The sequence below is a fragment of the Amycolatopsis thermophila genome (assembly GCF_030814215.1).
GTDB lineage: Bacteria > Actinomycetota > Actinomycetes > Mycobacteriales > Pseudonocardiaceae > Amycolatopsis_E > Amycolatopsis_E thermophila.
Genome location: NZ_JAUSUT010000001.1, coordinates 7134181 through 7154307 on the forward strand (window position 1 = coordinate 7134181; position 20127 = coordinate 7154307).

Annotated in this window: 18 protein-coding genes; 5 read left to right on the forward strand and 13 right to left on the reverse strand. The window is 72.4% G+C overall.

Annotation, left to right across the window (positions count from 1 at the left end):
• Positions 1 to 172: 172 nt before the first annotated feature.
• From FB470_RS34895 to bioB, 3 genes are read right to left on the reverse strand one after another with little or no spacing between them, the layout of a single operon-like run.
• The gene (locus FB470_RS34895; RefSeq protein WP_306998683.1) at positions 173 to 1312 is read right to left on the reverse strand and encodes an 8-amino-7-oxononanoate synthase; all 1140 of its coding nucleotides are present in this window, start codon (positions 1310 to 1312) and stop codon (positions 173 to 175) included.
• Positions 1309 to 2568: an adenosylmethionine--8-amino-7-oxononanoate transaminase gene (locus FB470_RS34900; RefSeq protein WP_306998685.1), complete on the reverse strand. Its 1260-nt coding sequence runs from the start codon at positions 2566 to 2568 to the stop codon at positions 1309 to 1311. Before FB470_RS34900 ends, FB470_RS34895 begins: the two co-directional genes overlap by 4 nt.
• Positions 2569 to 2572: 4 nt before the next feature.
• Positions 2573 to 3634 carry a biotin synthase BioB gene (gene bioB, locus FB470_RS34905; RefSeq protein ID WP_306998687.1) on the reverse strand — a complete coding sequence of 354 codons (1062 nt, stop codon included), beginning with the start codon at positions 3632 to 3634 and terminating at the stop codon, positions 2573 to 2575.
• Positions 3635 to 3746: 112 nt separating this feature from the next.
• Here bioB and FB470_RS34910 point away from each other — a divergent pair, with 112 nt between their 5' ends.
• The 3 genes from FB470_RS34910 to FB470_RS34920 all read left to right on the forward strand — a co-directional run bounded on the left by FB470_RS34910 (position 3747) and on the right by FB470_RS34920 (position 8141).
• Positions 3747 to 4301 carry a TetR family transcriptional regulator gene (locus FB470_RS34910; RefSeq protein ID WP_306998690.1) on the forward strand — a complete coding sequence of 185 codons (555 nt, stop codon included), beginning with the start codon at positions 3747 to 3749 and terminating at the stop codon, positions 4299 to 4301.
• A gap of 151 nt (positions 4302 to 4452) precedes the next feature.
• Positions 4453 to 7209: a helix-turn-helix transcriptional regulator gene (locus tag FB470_RS34915; RefSeq protein WP_306998692.1), complete on the forward strand. Its 2757-nt coding sequence runs from the start codon at positions 4453 to 4455 to the stop codon at positions 7207 to 7209.
• Between the two features lie 98 nt (positions 7210 to 7307).
• Positions 7308 to 8141 (forward strand): alpha/beta fold hydrolase, encoded by an 834-nt coding sequence (locus FB470_RS34920; RefSeq protein ID WP_306998694.1) that lies wholly within the window; start codon positions 7308 to 7310, stop codon positions 8139 to 8141.
• 218 nt (positions 8142 to 8359) lie between these two features.
• On the opposite strand, the gene FB470_RS34925 is transcribed toward FB470_RS34920, so the two are convergent.
• From FB470_RS34925 to FB470_RS34945, 5 genes are read right to left on the reverse strand one after another with little or no spacing between them, the layout of a single operon-like run.
• On the reverse strand, positions 8360 to 9154 hold the full coding sequence (locus FB470_RS34925) for an amidohydrolase family protein (RefSeq protein ID WP_306998696.1): 795 nt from the start codon (positions 9152 to 9154) through the stop codon (positions 8360 to 8362).
• On the reverse strand, positions 9154 to 10176 hold the full coding sequence (locus FB470_RS34930; RefSeq protein WP_306998698.1) for an Ldh family oxidoreductase: 1023 nt from the start codon (positions 10174 to 10176) through the stop codon (positions 9154 to 9156). Before FB470_RS34930 ends, FB470_RS34925 begins: the two co-directional genes overlap by 1 nt.
• Positions 10173 to 10934, reverse strand: a complete 762-nt coding sequence (locus tag FB470_RS34935; RefSeq protein ID WP_306998700.1) for an MBL fold metallo-hydrolase — start codon at positions 10932 to 10934, stop codon at positions 10173 to 10175. Before FB470_RS34935 ends, FB470_RS34930 begins: the two co-directional genes overlap by 4 nt.
• Complete coding sequence (locus FB470_RS34940) at positions 10931 to 12262, reverse strand: MFS transporter (RefSeq protein ID WP_306998702.1); 1332 nt, start codon at positions 12260 to 12262, stop codon at positions 10931 to 10933. The genes FB470_RS34935 and FB470_RS34940 overlap by 4 nt, the downstream gene beginning before the upstream one ends.
• A complete protein-coding gene (locus FB470_RS34945; RefSeq protein WP_306998704.1) occupies positions 12259 to 13323 on the reverse strand; it encodes an isocitrate/isopropylmalate dehydrogenase family protein in 1065 nt (354 codons plus the stop codon). Before FB470_RS34945 ends, FB470_RS34940 begins: the two co-directional genes overlap by 4 nt.
• Before the next feature lie 148 nt (positions 13324 to 13471).
• Here FB470_RS34945 and FB470_RS34950 point away from each other — a divergent pair, with 148 nt between their 5' ends.
• Entirely contained in the window at positions 13472 to 14665 is a 1194-nt protein-coding gene (locus FB470_RS34950; RefSeq protein ID WP_306998706.1) for a citrate/2-methylcitrate synthase, read from the forward strand.
• 25 nt (positions 14666 to 14690) lie between these two features.
• Here the strand turns inward: FB470_RS34950 and FB470_RS34955 are convergent, their stop codons facing one another.
• From FB470_RS34955 to FB470_RS34965, 3 genes are read right to left on the reverse strand one after another with little or no spacing between them, the layout of a single operon-like run.
• The gene (locus FB470_RS34955; protein WP_306998709.1) at positions 14691 to 15878 is read right to left on the reverse strand and encodes an amidohydrolase family protein; all 1188 of its coding nucleotides are present in this window, start codon (positions 15876 to 15878) and stop codon (positions 14691 to 14693) included.
• Between the two features lie 26 nt (positions 15879 to 15904).
• A complete protein-coding gene (locus tag FB470_RS34960; protein WP_306998711.1) occupies positions 15905 to 16207 on the reverse strand; it encodes a hypothetical protein in 303 nt (100 codons plus the stop codon).
• Positions 16194 to 16583: a Rieske (2Fe-2S) protein gene (locus FB470_RS34965; RefSeq protein WP_306998713.1), complete on the reverse strand. Its 390-nt coding sequence runs from the start codon at positions 16581 to 16583 to the stop codon at positions 16194 to 16196. Before FB470_RS34965 ends, FB470_RS34960 begins: the two co-directional genes overlap by 14 nt.
• A gap of 79 nt (positions 16584 to 16662) precedes the next feature.
• Here FB470_RS34965 and FB470_RS34970 point away from each other — a divergent pair, with 79 nt between their 5' ends.
• Positions 16663 to 17439: an IclR family transcriptional regulator gene (locus FB470_RS34970; protein WP_306998714.1), complete on the forward strand. Its 777-nt coding sequence runs from the start codon at positions 16663 to 16665 to the stop codon at positions 17437 to 17439.
• 8 nt (positions 17440 to 17447) lie between these two features.
• Here the strand turns inward: FB470_RS34970 and FB470_RS34975 are convergent, their stop codons facing one another.
• Both FB470_RS34975 and FB470_RS34980 read right to left on the reverse strand, forming a co-directional pair.
• Positions 17448 to 18845: an aldehyde dehydrogenase family protein gene (locus tag FB470_RS34975; protein WP_306998716.1), complete on the reverse strand. Its 1398-nt coding sequence runs from the start codon at positions 18843 to 18845 to the stop codon at positions 17448 to 17450.
• Positions 18842 to 20110, reverse strand: coding sequence for an MFS transporter (locus tag FB470_RS34980; RefSeq protein WP_306998718.1), 1269 nt, complete (start codon positions 20108 to 20110; stop codon positions 18842 to 18844). The genes FB470_RS34975 and FB470_RS34980 overlap by 4 nt, the downstream gene beginning before the upstream one ends.
• Between the last annotated feature and the right edge of the window lie 17 nt (positions 20111 to 20127).

Below are 20127 nucleotides of genomic sequence, written 5' to 3' on the forward strand. Positions count from 1 at the left end.
GCCGGTCATGGCGAGCTACCTCAGTCAGCGTGAGCGGAAGCGCCCGCCACATTCCCCGCGGCACTCCCCCACAATCGAAGGCACCTTGTGCACTCCGTCCCACCACCGAGCGCGCCGAATCCAGCTGTTTTCCCGCTACCGCAACCATATCGCTACGAGAGACCCGGGTCGCTCAGGTGAGTGCCAGGTGGTTCTCGACGACCCGCGCCAGGACGTCGACGGCGTGGGCCCAGCGTGCGTCGTCGAGGCCGGCGTGCGTGGTGATTCGCAGGCGGGACACTCCGTCCGGCACGGACGGTGGCCGGAAGCAGCCGACCCGCACTCCCGCGGCGAGGGCCGCCGCTTGCGTGGCGACGGCCGTCTGCGGGGAGGGCATCGGTACCGACAGCACCGCGCCCGCCGTGCGGGGCACGCCCAGCCGGTCGGCCAGCGCGGCGCTCCGCTCGTGGATGCGCTCGGGGAGTTGGGGCTCGCCGCGCAGGGTGCGCAACGCCGCCAGCGCTCCCGCCGCGGGAGCGGGCGCCAGTCCGGTGTCGAAGATGAACGGGCGCGCCCGGTTGACGAGGTGGTCGACCAGCGCGGCGGAACCGAGGACCACACCGCCCATGGCGCCGAGCGATTTGGACAGCGTCGCGGTCATGACGACGTTCGGGTGAGCGCTCAGGCCGAGGTGGTGCACCAGGCCCCGCCCGCCGTGGCCGATCACGCCGAGCCCGTGCGCCTCGTCGACGACGAGCAGTGCGTCGTGGTCGGCGCACGCCTCGGCGAGGTCGTCCAGCGGGGCGGCATCACCCAGGACGGAGAAGACCGACTCGGTCAGGACGAGCGCCCGGCGTCCACCGGCCGCGGCCAGCGCTTCCCGCATGGCGGCGACGTCGTTGTGGGCGGTCACCCGGATGGTCGCCCGGGACAGGCGTGCGGCGTCGATCAGGGAGGCGTGGACGTGGGCGTCCGAGACGATCAGCGCGTCCCGGTCCGCCAGCGCGGTCACCACGGACAGGTTGGCGTGGTAGCCGGTGGAGAACACCAGCGCCGCCTCGCGGCCGGTGAACTCGGCCAGTTCGCGTTCCAGTTCGGTGTGCAGGGTCGTCGTGCCGGTCACCAGGCGGGAGGCACCGGCACCGGCACCCCACCACAGGGCCGCGTCGGCCGCCGCTCTGCGGACGTCGGGGTGGCCGCTCAAGCCCAGGTAGTCGTTGTTGGCCAGGTCGAGGAGGTCGTCACCGGCCGCCCGCGGCCGGAGCGCGCGCTGCAGGCCGGCCTCCTCGCGCGCTGTTCGCTGTGCGGCGAACCAGTCCGCCCAGGTGTTCATGCGACCTCCGCCGCGGCCGCGATGCCCGCGCAGATCCGGGCGATGTCGTCGTCGCTGCACACGTAGGGCGGCATCGTGTAGATCAGGTCGCGGAACGGGCGCAGCCACACCCCTTCGGCCAGCGCCGCCTCGGTCGCCTTGGCCACGTCGACGTCGTGGTCGAGCTGGACCACGCCGACCGCGCCGAGCACCCGCACGTCGAGGGCGTCGATCCGGTGCAGCGCCTGCAATCCCGCGTTGATCCGGCGCACGTCCCCGGCCCAGTCCCCAGTGGACAGCAGGTCGAGGCTGGCCGAGGCGACCGCGCAGGCCAGCGGGTTTCCCATGAAGGTCGGGCCGTGCATGAGGACGCCGGAGTCGCTGGCGGACAGTCCACGAGCGACTTCGCCGGTGCACAAGGTCGCGGCCAGCGACAGGTACCCGCCGGTGAGGGCCTTGCCGACGCACATCACGTCCGGGGTCACGCCGGCGGCGTCGGCGGCGAAGAGGGTACCGGTGCGGCCGAAGCCGGTGGCGATCTCGTCGAAGATCAGCACCAGGCCGTGTTCGTCGGCGACCTCGCGGAACACCGGCAGGCAGCGCGCCGGGTACGGGTGCATGCCGCCGGCGCCCTGCAGCAGGGGCTCCACGATCAGCCCGGCGAGACGGCCGGCGTGCTCGGCGGCGAGTGCGCGGAAACCCGCGGCCCAGGCGTCGACGCCGGTGTCGAGGCGGGGTGGGCGCTCGCCGAACACCTGCTCCGGCAGGACGGCCGACCACATGGTGTGCATGCCGCCGTCGGGATCGCACACGCTCATGCAGTCGAAGGTGTCGCCGTGGTAGCCGCCGCGCACGGTGAGGAACCGGGTCCGTTCGGGACGGCCGGTGCCGCGCTGGTACTGCAGCGCCATCTTCATCGCGACCTCAACGCTCACCGATCCGGAGTCGGCGAGGAAGACGTGCTCCAGGCCGGCGGGCGTGAGGTCGACCAGCCGCGCGGCCAGCTCGACGGCGGGCTCGTGGGTGAGGCCCCCGAACATCACGTGAGCCATCGTCTCGAGCTGGCGGCGCACCGCGTCGTCGAGCGCCGGGTGGCGGTAGCCGTGGATGGCCGACCACCACGAGGCCATGCCGTCGACGACGTCGCCGACGCCGTCGAGGGTGATCCGGCTGCCGGACGCGCCGGTGACCAGCCGCGTCGGTGCCGGGGCGGTCATCGAGGTGTACGGGTGCCACAGGTGCTCGCGGTCGAAGGCGAGCAGGTGTTCGGGGGACATCGGCTCAGGCGTTGGGAACCAGGCCGGTGCCGGCGCCGCGCCGCCGGATCGCCGGATCGACGGGTTCGGTCCGGGCCCGGTCCTCATCGGATCCCAGGACGACGAAGCCGTTGTCCCGGATCATCTCCAGGTCGGCCTCGGCGGCCTGGCCTTCGGAGGTGAGGTAGTCGCCGAGGAACAGCGAGTTGGCGACGTGCAGCGCGAGCGGCTGCAGCGATCGCAGGTGCAGCTCGCGGCCGCCGGCGATCCGGATTTCCTTGTCCGGGCACACGAACCGCGCCATCGCGAGGATCTTCAGGCAGCGCAGGGGTGTCAGCTCCCAGGTGTCCTCGAGCGGGGTGCCGTCGAAGGGCATCAGGAAGTTGACCGGGATCGAGTCCGCGTTCAGGTCCTTGAGCGCGAACAGCGCCTCGACGAGCTGGTCGTCGGTTTCGCCGAGACCGGCGATGAGACCCGAGCACGGGGAGAGCCCGCCGTTCTTCGCCTTTTCGACGGTGTCCACCCGGTCGGCGTAGGTGTGGGTCTGGACGATGGTGTGGTGGTTGCTCTCGGCGGTGTTGATGTTGTGGTTGTAGGCGTCCACGCCGGCGGCCTTCAGGCGCTCGGCCTGCCCGTCGGAGAGCAGGCCGAGGCAGGCGCAGACCTCGACGCCGGGGTGTTCTTCCTTGAGCGCACCCACCATCGAGGCGACCCGGTCGATGTCCCGGTTGGACGGTCCGCGTCCGGAGGCGACCAGGCACACCCGGCCGGCACCGCCGGCGATTCCGGCTTCGGCCTGCTTCAGCGCCTCGTCGGTGGACAGCCAGGAGTACTTGAGGATGGGCGCCGCGGAGCCGAGGGCCTGGGAGCAGTAGCTGCAGTTCTCCGGGCAGAGGCCGGATTTCAGGTTCACCAGGTAGTTCACCTTCACGGTGCGGCCGAAGTGCGCGCGGCGCAGCCTGCCCGCCGCGGCGACGACGGACAGCACCTCGGTGTCGTCGGCGCGCAGCACGGCGAGGGCGTCCTCGGGGGTGGCGGCGCCCCCGGCGAGGACCGCGTCGGCGAGCTGCTCGAACGTGGAGCTCATCCCTACTACTCCTGACTCGGTGTGATGACACGACTACAACCTGAACGGTGTTCGGTTGAGCGGGGCTGACGCTACACTGGGCCGGTCAGGCCGGTCAACGGGAGGAGTCGGGGTGCGCTACCACCGGCGCGACGTCGTGGAGCGCGCGATCGCGGTCCTCGACGAGTACGGGCTGGAATCGCTGTCCATGCGCAGGCTGGCCGCCGAGCTGGGCCTGCAGCCGAGCGCGCTCTACCACCACGTGCCGAACAAGCAGACCCTGCTGGCCGCGATCGCCGACGAGATCCTGGCCCGCGGCAGGCGCGAGCGCCAGGCCGTGGAGTGGGACCGGCGGGTGGTCGAGATCTGCTGCGAACTGCGCGACGCGATGCTGGCCTACCGCGACGGCTGCGACGTCGTCGCCACCGCCCACACCTTCGGCCTCGGCGCGAGCGAACCGGCGACCGCGCTGCGGGCCGCCCTGCGGGACAGCGGGCTGCCCGACGACCTCGTCGAGGTCGGCACCCGTGCCCTGCTGCACCTCGTCTTCGGCCACACCGCCGAGGAACAGGCGGCGCTGCAGGCCGCCAGCGCGGGCGCGATCGACTGGGAGCCCGGCGGAACCGGCGATTTCGAAGCGGGCATCGGCCTGCTGCTCGACGGCCTGAGGTCCAAAGTGCACCGATGATCTCGGTCTGCCGCTTGTCGAGCAGGGATTCACCCGCACGTGTTGCCCGCCCTGACCTGACCTGCCGTCCGGTGCCGATTCAGCCGGATCGCCGGCGGTTCGGGACGGATTTTCCTGCCGCCGGCGCGGGCCGCTGGTATAGCGTCGGTTGGTGCCGACACGGGTCGAAGCGCTGGGCGGCAGGCGACGGCCGATGTTCGCCGGTCGCCGGGTCGAGTGCGCCGCCCTCGACCGGCTGGTCGGGGCGTTGCGGGCGGGCGAGAGCCGTGTCCTGGTCGTGCGCGGCGAGCCGGGTGCCGGCAAGACCGCCCTGCTCGAGCAGGTGGCCGAGCGGGCGACCGGCTGCCGCGTCGTGCGCGTGTCCGGCGTCCAGTCGGAGGTGGAGCTGGTGTTCGCCGGCCTGCACCAGCTGTGCGCGCCGCTGCTGGGGCGGGCGGGGCGGTTACCGGTGCCGCAGCGGGAGGCGTTGCGGACGGCGTTCGGGCTGAGCTCGGGGCCGGCGCCCGACCGGTTCCTGATCGGTCTGGGCGTGCTGGGCCTGCTGTCGGACGCGGCCGAGGAACGGCCGCTGCTGTGCCTGGTCGACGACCAGCAGTGGCTCGACCGCGCCTCCAAGCAGGTGCTGGCGTTCGTCGCGCGCCGTCTGGGCGCGGAGTCGGTCGGGCTGGTCTTCGGCGTGCGCCGGCCCGGGGACGAGCTGGCCGGGTTGCCGGAGCTGGTGGTCGGCGGCCTGCCGGACGCGGACGCGCGTGCGCTGCTGGCCGCGGTGCTGCCCGCGCCGCTGGACAGCCGGGTCCGGGACCAGATCGTGGCGGAGACGCGCGGCAACCCGCTGGCGCTGCTGGAGGTGCCGCGCGGGTTGACCCCGGTGGAGCTGGCCGGCGGGTTCGGACTGCCGGATCTGGTGTTGCCCTCGGGCGGTGTCGAAGGCAGCCTGCGCCGCCGGATCGCCGACCTGCCGGAGGACACCCGGCGCCTGCTGGTGGTCGCGGCGGCCGATCCGACCGGTGACCCGGCGTTGGTGTGGCGGGCGGCGGCCCGCCTGGGCATCGCCGCGGACGCGGCGGGCCCGGCGGCCGAGGCCGATCTGGCCGAGTTCGGCGTGCGCGTGCGGTTCCGGCATCCCCTGGTGCGGTCGGTCGCCTACCGGTCGGCGTCGCACTCCCAGCGCCGGGACGTGCACCGCGCGCTGGCGGCGGCGACCGACGCCGCGGCGGATCCGGACCGCCGGGCCTGGCACCGGGCCAAGGCCGCCGCCGGGCCGGACGAGGACGTCGCCGGCGAGCTGGAACGCTCCGCCGACCGGGCCAGGGCGCGGGGCGGTGCGGCCGCCGCGGCCGCGTTCCTCGGGCGGGCCGCGACCCTGACGGTCGATCCGGTGCGCCGGGCCGGCCGGGCGCTGGCCGCCGCGGAGGCCGAGACGCAGGCCGGCGCGTTCGGCGTCGCGCTGGATCGGCTGACGCTGGCCGAGTCGGGTCCGCTCGACGAACTGCAGCAGGCCCGGGCCGAGCTGCTGCGGGCCCAGCTCGCGTTCGTCGCCAACCGCGGCCGCGACGCGCCGCCGCTGCTGTTGACCGCGGCCAGGCGGCTCGAGCCGATCGACGCCGGCAGGTCCGCCGCGACCTACCTGGAGGCGCTGTCGGCGGCCATGTTCTCCGGTCGCCTGGCCGAGCCCGGCGGGGATTCGGCGGCGGTGGCCGGCGCGGCCGGGATGGCGTCACGGCCGGTGCAGGCGCCGACCGTGCGCGACCGTCTCCTGGCGGGCCTGGCCGGCCTGTTCACCGACGGATACGTGGCGAGCCTGCCGGCGCTGCGTCGCGCCCTGGCGGCGTTCGGTGCCGGGGTGCCGGCCGACGAGCAGCTGCCGTGCCTCTGGCTCGCGAACGCGGTGGCGCTCCAGGTGTGGGACGACGAACTCTGGGACACGCTGTCCGGCCGCTACGTCGACCTCGCCCGGCAGTCCGGTGCGCTCCGCGAGCTCCCGCTCGCCCTCAGCATGCGCGCCCACTTCCTGCTGTTCGCCGGGGAGCTGCCCGCCGCGGCGTCGATGGTCGACGAGGTCGCGGCCGCCGCCGAGGCCACGGGGTGCCGGCTCGCGCCGTACGGGGCGATGAGCCTGGCCGCGTTGCGCGGCTGTGCGGCGGAGGCGCAGGTCCTGATCGAGACCGCCGCGGCCGACTCGCAGGCGCGCGGGGAAGGCATCGGCCTCTCCTCCGCCGAGCTGGCGACCGCCCTGCTTGGCAACGGGCTCGGCCGCTACCCCGAGGCGATGGCCGCCGCCGGGCAGGCGGCCGCGCACACCCACGACCTCGGCACGGCGAACTGGGCCACCGTGGAGCTGGTCGAAGCGGCCGAACGCGCGGGCAGGCGTGACGTGGCGGTGGACGCGCATCGCGGGCTGGCCGGGGTCACCGGCGCCACCGGCACGGAGTGGGCGCTCGGGGTGGCGGCCAGGGCGGGCGCGCTGCTCGCGGGAGCGGACGCCGAACGGCTGCACCAGGAGTCGATCACGCGGCTGGGCCGGACCCGGATGCGCACCGAGCTCGCCCGGGCCCACCTGCTCTACGGCGAGTGGCTGCGCCGGGAACGCCGCCGCACCGACGCCCGCGAACAGCTGCGCACCGCGCACGACATGCTGGAGGCGATGGGCATGGCGGCGTTCGCCGAGCGGGCCGGGCGGGAGCTGGCGGCGACCGGCGGGACCGCGCCCAAGCGCACCGCACCGCGCGCGAACGGGCTGACGGCCCAGGAGACCCAGATCGCCCGCCTGGCCCGCGACGGGCTGTCGAACCCGGAGATCGGCTCCCGGCTCTACCTCAGTTCCCGCACCGTCCAGTACCACCTGCACAAGGTGTTCACCAAGCTCGGCATCAGCTCGCGCCGCCAGCTCGGCCACGTCCTGCCCTGACAACCGGCCGGTCCGCCTGTGCGGTGGCGGATGCGACGGCCCCCGGCCCGGCCCGACACTGGCCGTCCGCCTGCAACGACGACTGCGAGGAGAGGGTCATGCCGTTCGTCACCGTCGGCCGGGAGAACAGCGCCGACATCCGGATCCACTACAACGACCACGGCAGCGGGCAGCCGGTGGTGCTGATCCACGGCTACCCGCTGGACGGGAACTCGTGGGAGCGGCAGGAACGGGCGCTGCTGGCGGCCGGCTACCGCGTCATCACCTACGACCGGCGCGGGTTCGGCAAGTCCAGCCAGCCCACCACCGGCTACGACTACGACACCTTCGCCGCCGACCTGCACACGCTGCTCGAGCAGCTCGAGCTGACCGGCATCGTGCTGGGCGGGTTCTCGATGGGCACCGGCGAGGTCACCCGTTACCTGGGCCGGTACGGCTCGGCGCGGGTCAGCAAGGCGGCGATGTTCGGTGTGATCCCGCCGTTCCTGCTCAAGACCCCGGACAACCCCGAGGGCGTGGACGGGTCGGTGTTCGACGGCATCAAGGAGATGGTCGTCCGGGACCGCTACACGTGGTTCGAGAACTTCCTGAACGACTTCTACAACGTCGACAAGCTCGGCCCGGACCGGATCAGCAAGTACGCCTGGCAGGCCTCGTTCAACGTGGCCGCGGGTGCCTCCCCGTACGCCAGCTACGTGTGCGTGGACACGTGGCTGACCGACTTCCGGGACGACCTGCCCAAGATCGACGTGCCGACCCTGGTGGTGCACGGCACGGAGGACCGGATCCTGCCCTACGAGGCGACCGCGAAACGGCTGCCCGGGCTGATCGGGGACCTCACGCTCGTCTCCGTCGAGGGCGGGCCGCACAACATCGGCTGGACCCATCCCGACGAGGTCAACACCGCGCTGCTGGACTTCCTCACCAGCTGACCCCGCCGGCACGACCACGGTCACCGAGGTCGTGCCGGGACGGCGTGCGGCGCACCTCGCCGTGGCTGAAGACGTCGAGGCGCGCCGCGCGCAGACCACGGCCCGCCCTCAGCGGGCGGGCTGCGGGTCGGACCGGTTGCCGGAGATCCTCGCCGGTCGTGTGACAGCCGTGCCCGCGCCGCCCACGCCGCCGCCACTGAGCGCCGCGAGTGGCGGGCTCAGGCCGGGAAGTCGTAGAGCGTGGCCGGGTTGGTGTCGAGCACCAGGCGCTCGTGCTCGCCCGCCCACTCGCGGACCAGATCGAGCGTGCGCGCGTCGTCCTCCTGGCGGAAGGGTTCGACCGAGAACCGGGCCTCCGCACGGCGCGGGCGGCCGCCGGTGTGCGGCCAGTCGCTGCCCCACACCACCCGCCGGGGGTTGGCGGCTATCAGCGTGCGGGCCAGCGCGGCCACATCCACCGACCGGGACAGCCGGTACGGCGCCGACAACTTCACGTAGGCGGCGCCCGTCTCCACGGCCCGCAGCAGCGAGCGCGACGGTCCGAGGCCGTAGTGGTCGATCACCACCGGCACGGGCACTGCGGTGAGGTCCAGTGCGGCGATGACCGCGGGGCCGGCGAAGAGCTGCACGTGCCAGCCCAGGCCGGCGACCCGTTCCGCCGCCTGCGTCAGCGAACGCCGGGCGGCGGCGACATCGGCACCGCCCGAGCTGGCCACGTTCACCCGCACCCCGCGGACCCCGGCGCGGTGCCAGTCGGCCAGCTCCTCGTCCGTCTCGTGCCCGCCGAGCACCGCGACCCCGCGCGCGCCCAGCACGGGCAGCGCCTCGAGCAGGCACCGGTTGTCCGCGCCGTAGGGGCTGGGCTGCACCAGGACCGTGCGCCGGACCCCGAGCGAGGCGTGGAAGGCGCGCAGATCGGCGACCGTCGCGGCGCCCGGGGTGTAGACGCGGTCGGCCGCCCACGGGTAGTGGTCCGGGTCGAAGACGTGGACGTGGCAGTCGCAGATCCGCATCAGCCCTCCGCGAGTTCGCGCAGCAGACGCAGGTCGTCCTCGGCCACCTCGACACCGTCCCGCCGCTGCCGGTGGTAGTTGGCCAGCTCGCGCTCCCCGGGGACCTGCACGGGCCGGGCGGGGTCGGCCGGCGGGGTGTCGTGCAGGATGCCGGTGAAGTCGTCGACCCGCCCGGCGAGCGCGTCCGCGGGGAGCAGGCGTGTCGCGTCGATCAGGATGAACACGTGCCCGAGGTCCTGGGGCCGGTCGGGGTTGTCGTTCCACGAGCTCACCCGCGTCAGGTACCCGGCGCCGGACAGCAGGCCGGCGAACATGTCGACCATCAGCGCGAGCCCGTACCCCTTGTGCCCGCCGGCCGGCTGCAGGAACCCGTCCAGGGCGGCGTGCGGGTCGGTGGTCGGCACGCCGGCTCGGTCGGTCGCCCAGGTGTCCGGAATGGACTCCCCCGCCTTAGCCGCCGCCCGGATCTTCGCCCTCGCCACCACGCTCATCGCGATGTCGAGCAGCACCGGGTCACCGCCGGGGCGGGGCACGCCCCAGCCGAGCGGGTTGTTGCCCAGCCGCGCCTCCCGCCCGCCCCACGGGGCGATGGTCGTGGTGGCGTTGCTGGCGATGATGGACGCGAAACCCTGCGCGGCGGCCTGGAACAGGTAGGGCATCACGGGCCCGAAGTGGTTGCTGCCGCGGGCGAACGCCGCGCCGATCCCGGTCGCCCGCGCACCGTCGAGCGCGGCTTCCAGGGCGTGGCTGCCGACCAGCGGGCCGAGTCCGTTGGCGCCGTCGACCCGGGCCAGTGCGGGCGCCACGCGCTCCACGGTCACCTCGGCGGTCACGTCCACCCCGCCGACCAGCGCCCGGTCGAGGTACTGGGGGATGCGGCTCACGCCGTGGGTGTGGATCCCGAACAGGTCGGCCAGCACCAGCACGTCCGCGACCCGTGCGGCGTCCGGTCCGGACAGTCCCGCCGCGCGCAGCGCCCGGTTGGTGAGCTCGGTCAGGTGGGCGGCGCGGATGGCGCTCATCGGGTCCCTTCCGTGGTGAGGTCGAAGAACGTGGTGTCGGACAGGCCGGTGCCGAACCAGGCGCGGATCCCGGCGCGGCGCTCGCCGTCGTAGTGCGGCTGCTCACCGCTCCAGCGCAGGGGCACGTCGTGGCCGGGCACGAGCAGCGTCGACGGCGACTCGCGCCAGAGCGCGCGGATGCGCCGGATCGAGGCGCCGCTGGCTGCCGGGTCGAGCGACATGTCGGCTTCGGTGCTGAGCAGTTCGGCGCGGTTCTTCGCGGCGTCGCCGCTGAACAGGATCGGCCCGTGCTCGCCGGCCGCACGGAACACCAGGCTGCCCGGGGTGTGGCCGGGCACGGCGAACGCTTCGATCCCGGGCAGGAACTCGCCGTCGGCGGTGATGCGCCGGGTGCGCTGGCTGGTGGCCAGGTCCGCCGCGTACAGCTCGGGCAACGGCATGAACGTCGCGCCGACGCTGGTCGCCCAGTCGAGTTCGACCGCGCTGATCCACACCGCGGCCCGCGGGAACAACGGGTAGTTGGCCGCGTGGTCGTAGTGGGCGTGGCTCAGCAGGACGTCGGTGACGTCCGCGGGCGCGATGCCGTGCGCGTCCAGCCGCGACTCCAGCAGTGACCGCATCCCGAACCCGCCGCTGTCGACGAGGACCAGCCGCCCGCCGCCGTCGAGCAGGGTCACGCTGCTCCAGCCGAGCCCGCCGTGCTCGGTGCTCTTGCCGGGAAACCCTTGCACCAGCGGGAGGAACCGGTACCGGGTCACCGCGTCTCCACGGCGAGAGTGCCGGCCTGGGACTGCTCGGCGTGGCCTCCGTCGAACACCTTGCGCGCGAGCCCGCCGGCGACGGCGGTGACCACCGCGAGCGCGGCGAGGTAGATGGCCAGACCGTAGGGCCCGCCGGTCCGGTCGTTGAGCCAGACGCCGATGATCGGGCCGGTGCCGCCGAACACGGACTGCGCGACGTTGTAGGCCAGCGCGCCGGCGGTGACACGCACGGCGGTGGGGAAGATCTGGCTGATCGCCAGCAGTGCCGGCAACGCGAGCAGGCCCTTGCACAGCCCGATGGCGGCGGCGCCGGCGAACGCGCCCCCGACGCCGGTCGCGGCCAGCGCGAGCGCCGGGACGGCGAGCACGGCGGTGACGATCCCGGCGGTCACCAGGGTGCGGCGCAGGCCGAACCGGTCGCAGACCACGCCCATCACGAGCGTGCCGACGATGACCAGCACGTTGCTGACGATGGTGACGTTGTAGGCGTCGTTCTTCGTCAGGTGCGCCACGCTGGTCAGGAACGTGGTCAGGTACGAGGTGACCGTGGTGCTGATCAGCGCGTAGCTCGCCGTGCAGATCACGAACACCAGCATCGCGATCCAGTGCCAGCGGAACGCGTCGCGCACCGGGGTCGCGGCGGTGGCGGCCTCCTCGCGGGCTTGCGTGAGCTGCTGGAACTCCGGGCTTTCCTCGACGCGGGACCGCAGGTAGACGCCGAACGCGGCGAACGGGAGACCGAGGAGGAACAGGATCCGCCAGCCGTAGGCGTCGTAGGCCGAGGCGGACATGACGCTCGACAGCAGCCGGGCGAGCACCGAGCCGACCATGATGCCGATGAACGTGGTCGCCACGAGGGTCGCGACGTTCCGGGCCCGCCGCCGCGCCGGGCTGTGCTCGAACACGAAGCTGATCGCGCTGGCGTACTCGCCGCCCGCGCCCATCGACTGCGCCAGCCGGCACACCAGCAGCAGCACCGGCGCCACGAACCCGATCTGGGCGTAGGTGGGCAGCACGCCCATCAGGGCGGTGCCGAAGCAGGTGAACAGGATCGTCAGCGACAGCGCGCGGCGGCGGCCGAGGCGGTCGCCGATGCGCCCGAACACGATCCCGCCGAAGGGCCGGGCGAGGTAGCCGAGCGCGAACACGGCGTAGGTGTTGAGCAGCGCCAGCGCCGAGTTCCCGCCGGGGAAGAACTTCTGCGCGATGATGGTGGCGACGACGCCGTAGACTCCCCAGTCGTACCACTCGGCGAAGTTGCCCGCGGACGCCGCGGTGATGATCCGCAGACGGCGGCGTCCGGTGAAGTCGAAGTCTCTGTTCATCGGTTTTCCTTGTCCAGGTGGGAAACGATCGCCTCGGCGACGGCGACGGGCCCGCCTTCGGCGGCGCCCTGCGGGGTGATGCGCACGTGCCCGGCGGCCAGGGCGCCCGCGACGGCGCGGCGGATCCGCTCGCCGTCGCCTGCGTGGCCGAGGTGGTCGAGCATGAGCGCGGCCGCGAGGATCTGGCCGACCGGGTTGGCCAGTCCCCGTCCCGCGATGCCCGGCGCGCTGCCGTGGATCGGCTCGAAGTAGGCGGTGTGGTCGCCGATGTTGCCCGAAGGGCACACCGAGATGCCGCCGACCGTGGCGCCGCCGAGGTCGCTGAGCACGTCGCCGAGGAAGTTCTCCATGACCAGCACGTCGAACTCCTCCGGCCGCAGCACGAGCGCCTGGGCGGCGGCGTCGGCGTAGAGGAATTCGGTGGTGACGTCCGGGAAACCGGCGGCGACCTCTGTGCAGACCTCGCGGAACAGCGCGTGGCTGCGCAGCACGTTGCTCTTGTCGACGCAGGTGACCTTGCGGCCCCGGTCCCGGCTGCGGGCGAGTTCGAACGCCCTGCGGCAGACGCGGAGGGTGCCCTCGCGGGTGGTCATCAGGGTGTCCGACACCGCCCAGCGGTTGCCGACCCCCTTGCCGCGTGAGGCGTAGAGGCCTTCGGTGTTCTCGCGGACGATCACGTAGTCGATGTCGCCGGGTTCGTGGCCGGCGAGCGCGGAGGTCACGCCGGGCAGCAGGAACACCGGGCGGATGTTGGCGTAGAGGTCGAGGCCGACGCGCAGGATCCCGCCAAGCAGCCCGGCCTCGGTGCCGTCGGGCAGGCGGACGTCGGGCAGGCCGACCGGTCCCTTGAGGGTCGCGTCGACCCCGGTGCGCAGCAGCTCGACGTCCTCCGCGGAGCACGCCGTCCCGGTGCGGCGATAGGTGTCCGCGCCCGCGTCCACCTCGACGTAGTCGAGCGTGTAGCCGTCGCCGGTCACCGCGCCGAGCACGGTGAGAGCGGCGTCCACCAGCTCGGGGCCGATGCCGTCACCCCGGATGAGGGCGATCTTGTGGGCTCGCACCCAGACCTCCATCTTGATAAATCATCATTGATTGTCATCAACATTGACGATATGAAGGACCCTAAGAGGCGCTCTCCGGCGCTGTCAAGACTGATCGAGCGGACCTCTACACTTGATTCAACATGGATTCGCGACCTGGAGGCGCCCTGTGACCGTCGATGCCGACCCGGCCGACGTCGTGTCGATCAGCGAGGCGGCCACCATGCTCGGCGTCAAGCCCAGCACCGTCTACGCCTACATCAGCCGCAACCAGCTGACCAGCCGGCGGCTTCCGCACGACCGGCGCAGCTGGCTCACCCGGAGCGAGGTCGAGCAGTTCGTCCAGCGCAAGGGTGCCCGCGGGGCCGCCGCGACCGAGGCCGCCGACTCCGCGGAGCACGACACCGCCATCGCGCACATCGTCGAGGACCAGCTGCGCTACCGCGGCCGGGACGCCACCGAACTGGCGGTCACCGAGTCCTTCGAGTCGGTGTCGGAACTGCTCTGGCGCGACCGCGACGACCAGGGCCGGGCGTGGTCGCTCGACCCCGGTCTCGCCGCGACCATCCACCGGCTGCAGGACACGATGCCGCCGGGCAGCATGCCGCTGGATCGGCTGAAGGTGACGGCGATGCTGCTCGGCGCGGCGGACCCGCTGCGGTACGACCTGTCGGTCCCGTCGGTGATCTCGGCGGCGCGGCGGCTCGCGCCCGCCTACATCGAATCGCTCCCCCGTCGCGTGTCGGCCGAGGGCTCGATCGCGGCGCGCCTGTGGCGGGGACTGTGCGCGCACGAGCCCGGCGAGGAGCACCTCGGACTTCTGTCGGCGGCGCTGGTGGTGCTCGCCGACCACGGGCTGGGCCCGTCGACCCGTGCCGTGCGCGAGGCGGCGGCGACCGCGGCGGACCCCTACTCCGCGGTGCTGGCCGGCATGAGTGTCGCGAGTGGACTGCTGCTCGGCGGCGGTTCGTCGCTGGCGGTGCAGTCGTGGCTCGCCGACATCGACTCGCCCGCCTCGGTGCCGGCGATGCTCGGTCAGCGCCTGCGGCGCGGCGACCGCCTGTCCGGGTTCGGCCAGCCCCGGTACCGCCGGGCCGACCCGCGCGCCGCCCTGCTGCTGGACCTGCTCCACCGGGCCCCGGGCGACGACTGCCGCAAGGCGATCGTCCGCGCGGCCGTCGACCTCGTACGCGAACGGCGCGAGCTGGAACCGAACGTCGAATTCGCCCTCGGCGCGCTGTGCTTCGTCCACGAGATGGACTACGGCGCCGGGGAAGCCATCTTCGTCACCGCCCGCACCACCGGGTGGATCGCGCACGCGATCGAGGTCTACGAGACCAACCCCGCCGCCGGGCGGCTGTGACCGTCAGGCGGTTCGCTGTTCGGCGTCAGAGCCCGAAGACCTTGCGGGCGTTGCCGCCGAGGATGTTGCGCTTGGCGGTGTCGTCCAGGAACGGGATGCTCATCACCCGTCCCGGCACGTCGAAGTCCCAGTGCGGCCAGTCCGACGAGTACAGCAGGGTGTTCTCGGCGTCCATCGCGTGGAAGGTGGCCTCGAGGAGCTTCAGGTCGGTGATCTCCATCGGCTGGGAGGTGTAGTACATCTGTCGCATGTAGTCGCTGGGCAGCTGCTTGAGCAGCGGCGCTTCGGACTGGCGCATCAGGTACTCGTGGTCCAGCCGCTGCATCATGAACGGGATCCAGGCCAGACCGCTTTCGATCCAGATGGTGCGCAGGCCCGGGAACCGTTCGGGCAAGCCGTTGACGATCCAGTTGGTCAGGTGCGTCATGTTGCAGGTGACGAAGGACATCGCGTGCACCGACAGGAACCGGTTCATGGTGGCGGTCATGCTGTCCTGCCAGGACGGTCCGGCGTGGAATCCCAGGGGCAGACCGCGTTCCTCCAGTTCGGCGTAGATGCGCAGGTATTCGTTGCGGTGCACGCCGGCGTGGCGCTGGCTGGTGACCAGGAAGCCGATCACGTCCGGGTGGTCGCCGAACTCCCGGATGGTCTCCACGCACGCGGCGGGGTCCTCGAACGGCAGGCCGAGCATGGTCTTGATGCGCGGGTCACCGGGCAGGATCTGCTCGACGAACCACCGGTTGTAGGCCTTCATCAGCTGCACGGCGATCCCGGGTTCGGGGTGCAGCCCGATCTCGAGCATCGGCTGGGGGAACACGACCTGGACGTCGATGCTCATGGCGTCCATCGCCCGGCGCACCAGTTCGACGTCGCGGGGGTTGCCGTCGACGGGGACCGGCTCGGCGAGGCCCGACTGGTGCGGGATGCGGGACCCGGCGTCCTGGAAGGCCAGGCCGGCCTTGTAGTTGCTGAGCGCGAGCTGCCCGGCCTGCGGGCGGTGCACCATCATCTGTTCGGCCGTGTCGCGCAGCACCGGGTCCTCGACGTAGCCGATGATGTCGCGCCACGAGTTGAGCTCGGCGTGGTGGGAGTCCACGTCGACGATGAAGATCTCGTCGAGACCGTACCGCTCGGTGTCCCGGCGCGCGTTCGCGAGGATCTCCGCGGTGTGGGTCCTGGTGGTGATCTCCTGCGACGGCAGTGGTTCAGGCATGGTGGCTCCTTGTTCTTCGTGGTGGGTCAGGCGGGACGGGAGAACCACAGCGCGAGGTCGAACGGGTTGAGGTCTCGGGCGCGCAGCAGACCGCAGGCCAGGTCGACCGCCTCGGTCGGGCTCACGTCCGCGCGGAGCGGATCGACGGCGCCGCTCGCCTCGGCGAACCGGGCGTGCAGCCGCGCGGCGGCGGTGACGACGGAGCGCAGCGTCTCGGCGCTGATGTCCTGCGGTGCGGTCTCGGCGGCGTGGATGACCCGGTCGACGTGCGCCTCCAGCGTGGCGGCGACGTCGGCGAGCGCGTCGGTGCGGGTCTCAGAGGGCGACACTGATCTCTCCGTTCTCCTCGGTCACGGCGAAGGAGCGCAGCCGGAACCGCGGCGCACCGGGGTGCTCGCCGGTGGTGATCCGGTATTCGAAGCCGTGCCAGGGGCAGACGATGTGCGGATCGTCCTCGTCGAAGGCGAGCCCGAGGCTGTGGCGGTGCGCGTCGAGGCGTTCGCGCACGCCGTCGACCAGCCGGCCCTGGCAGACCGGGCCGCCCTGGTGCGGGCAGGTGTTCTCGTAGGCGTAGAGCCGGCCGCGGAACCGGAAGAGGCCGATGTGCAGGTCGTCGCGGACGGCGACGACGTACCGGCCGCCTTCGGCGACGTCGCTGCTGCGGGCGACGACGGAACTCGTCGGCCGTGGGGCGCTGAGGGTCACAGCAATCTCCCTTCGGCTATCACTATGTGATAGCGTTGAATCGTCCAGTGATCGATCAATGGCAGTGGGGGAATCTCGGGTGACAGGCACGAAATCCGGAGCGGACAGCGCTCGCCGCGCGTTGGACATGTTGTTCGCCTTCACCGAGCAGAAGCCGTCGGCGTCGGTGCGCGAGCTGGCCGAGACCTTGGACATCCCGGCGCCGTCGGCACACCGCTATGTCGCGATGCTGCGCGACATGGGCCTGATCGAGGAGGGCAAGCGGGGGCGCTACCACCTCACGATGCGGGTGAACGCGCTGGCCCGGGCCGCCCGGCAGGCCACGCCGCTCGTCGACCTCGCCGAGCCGCACATGCGGCGCCTCGCCGAACAGATCGGTGAGGCGGTCCTGCTCATCCGCCTCATCGGCGGTCAGCCGGTGTGCTTCCACCGGGTGGAGACCCCGAGCCGGTTCCGGTTGTCGTTCGAGCCCGGCCAGCCCCTGCCGATGTTGCGCGGTGCCAGTGTCCGGCTGCTGCTCGGTTCGATGAGCACGGCCGAGCGGGAGCGCTACCTCGACTCCGCACTCGAGTCCGGGGCTCAGCCACCCGCCCACGGCCGCGAGGAGTTCCTGCGCGAGGTCGAGCGGGACCGCGAACGCGGCTGGTCCATCAGCAACGAGGAGATAGACCAGGGTGTCTGGGCCGCCTCCGCCGCCGTCTACGAGGGCGGGCAGGTGGTCGCCGCGATGTCCGCGCCGTGCCCGGCCTTCCGCATGGACGACGAACGGCGTGAGCTGGTCATCGAGCTGGTGCGCAAGGCCGCGGGCGATCTCTCGCACACCCTCGACCCGGCCTTCACCGCGCCCGGCGGGTAGGAGCGCGGTCATGACCGGTGGATGTGCTTGATCTCGGTGAACTGGTGCACGCCCGCGACACCCCGGGTGCGTCCCAGTCCGGAGCTCTTGTACCCGCCCGCGGGGATCTCCGGGTACGACGCTCCCCAGCCGTTGATCCACACGGTGCCGGCCTGGACGGCGTCGGCGATCTGGTGCCCGAGCCGGCCGTCGCCCGTCCAGACGCCGGCCACCAGGCCGTAGGGCGTCGCGTTGGCGAGGTCCGCGGCCTCCCCGGCGTCGTCGAACGGTTCGATCGTCACCACCGGTCCGAACACGTCCGTGGTGACGATGCCGGCCCCGCGCGGTGGGGACTCGACGACCGCAGGGGTCACGACGTGGCCGGCGATGCCGCCGGGGTGGGCCAGTTCGCCGCCGGTCACGTCGCTGTGTTCGCGGGCCCGGTCGATGTGCCCGAGCACGGACGCGGCGTGCGCCGGCGAGATCAACGGGCCGAGCTCGGTGCGCGGATCCACCGGGTCACCGCCGCGCAGTCCGCGCAGCACCTCGGTGATCACCGCTGTCGTCTCGGCGTGGATCGACCGGTGGACCAGGATCCGCGAGCACGCCATGCACATCTGTCCGGCGGTGATGACGACCGAACGGGCCAGCAGCGGGAGCGCGGTGTCCAGGTCGGCGTCGGGCAGCAGGATCGCCGGGTTCTTGCCGCCGAGCTCGAGCAACGGGCGGGTCATCGTCGCCGCGGCCGCGGTGAGCACGCGTTCACCGACCCGGGTGGAGCCGGTGAACGCGACCGCCCGCACGAGCGGGTGCCGGATGAGGTGCTGGGCCACCGCCACGTCCCCGTACACGATGGACAGCACGTCGGCCGGGACACCGGCGCGGTGCCCGAGTTCCACGACCCGTGTCGTGATGTGCACCGTCTGCGGGGACGGTTTCACGATCGCGGTCACGCCGGCGGCGAACGCCGGTGAGAGGTCGCGCAACAGCAGGAGGACCGGCCAGTTCCACGGCACGAGCAGCGCCGTGACGCCGGCCGGTTCGCGGACGAGCCGGCTGGTCGTGCCGTCCGGCAGCGTGGTGGTCGCAGCGCCCGCGAGCCGGGTCAGGCCGGCGTTGTAGTCGAGCGCGCCGGCGGCCCCCGCGACCTCGCGGCGGGCTTCGGCGATCGGCTTGCCGGTCTCGTGCACGATGTCCGCGGCGAGGCTGCCGGCCTCGGCCCGCAGTGCTTCGGCCCAGGTGCGCAGGACGTGGGCGCGGCGGGTGCTGTCCCGGCTCCAGGAGGGCATGGCGGCGTGAGCGCGGGCCACGACGTCGTCGAGGTGGTCCCTGCTGGTCGCCGGTACTTCCGGGAGCGCCGCCAGCGAGGTGGGATCGACGGGTGCCGCCGGCGGGTCCCAGGCCGTGGTCGTGCCGGTGGCCGTCACTGCTTCCCGTCCACGAGCGCGGCGGCACGGGGGGTGCTCGGTGTGCCCCGGCGGGGTTCGGAGATGCCGAACATCAGCAGCATGCCGACGAGCGGTCCGGCGGCCAGCGTGCTGAAGGCCGCGAGGAACGAACCGGTACCGGCGAACACCGCACCCACGACGACCGGGACGATGGTGCTGCCGAGCTGCCAGAACGCGTTGGTCGCCCCGGCGGCGGTCCCGGTGACGGTCGCCGGGACGAGCGTGGGCACCAGCGCGACCATCAGGGTCGTCGCGGCGTAGGCGACCAGGCCGAGCAGGGCACCGACCCAGAAGAACGACGCGGTCGTGCCGAGACTGCCGAACGCGACGAGCCCGAGTCCGTAGACGCCCAGCAGCACGATGATGAGCAGTTTGCGGCGCCGCGGGAAGAACTTGTCGGCGATGAAGCCCAGGAGTGGCTTCGACACCGCCGCCATGATCGAGAAGATCACGATGACCAGCCCGGCGGTCTTCGACGGGATGTGGTGCCCCTTGATCATCAGGGCGTTGGCCCAGGTGACGAAACCGTAGACACCCCAGAACCCGCCGAAGCCCGCGACGCTGACCACCAGAAGGTTGCGGTTGCGCAGGATGAGGCTGAAGTCCGGGAGGAAGCGGCGGCGGGTGGAGCTGTTGCGGACCACCGGCGGAGCGCCGAGCGGGCCGGGCTTGAGGACGAAGAACAGCACCACCGAGAAGCCGATCGAGATCGCGCCGAACAGGTGGTAGCTGGTCTCCCAGCTGTGCCAGGCGATCAGGCTCGGTACCACCGCGTTGGCGATACCGAGGCCGATCGAGGTGGCGGTGAGGAAGACGCCCATCACCAGGCCCAGCTCGTTCGGCCGGAACCAGCTGGTGATCAGCCGGATGCCGGCGGCGTAGTCCGCGCCGGCGAACAGGCCGACCAGAGCCTGGACCGCGATGCCCACGGCCGCGGAGGAGGTCGATCCGAACACCACCATGAGGACCCCGGCGCCGAACAGCGACGCGGTGAGGGTCCGGCGGCTGCCGATGGCATCCGACAGGACACCACCGACAGCGTTGGAGATGACGTAACCGATGTAGTAGGCCGTCGCGAAGGCCCCGAGACTGGCCAGCGGGACACCGAGCCCTTCGCCGACGAAGACCGACGCCGGACCCCAGGTCGAACGGTCGATGGAGGTGAGCGTGAACGACGCCCAGCAGGCGAACAGGACGATCCAGCGGTACTTGGAGACGGCGACGTGCGCCGGTGTCGTGCTCATCGTTGAGCCTTCCGTGG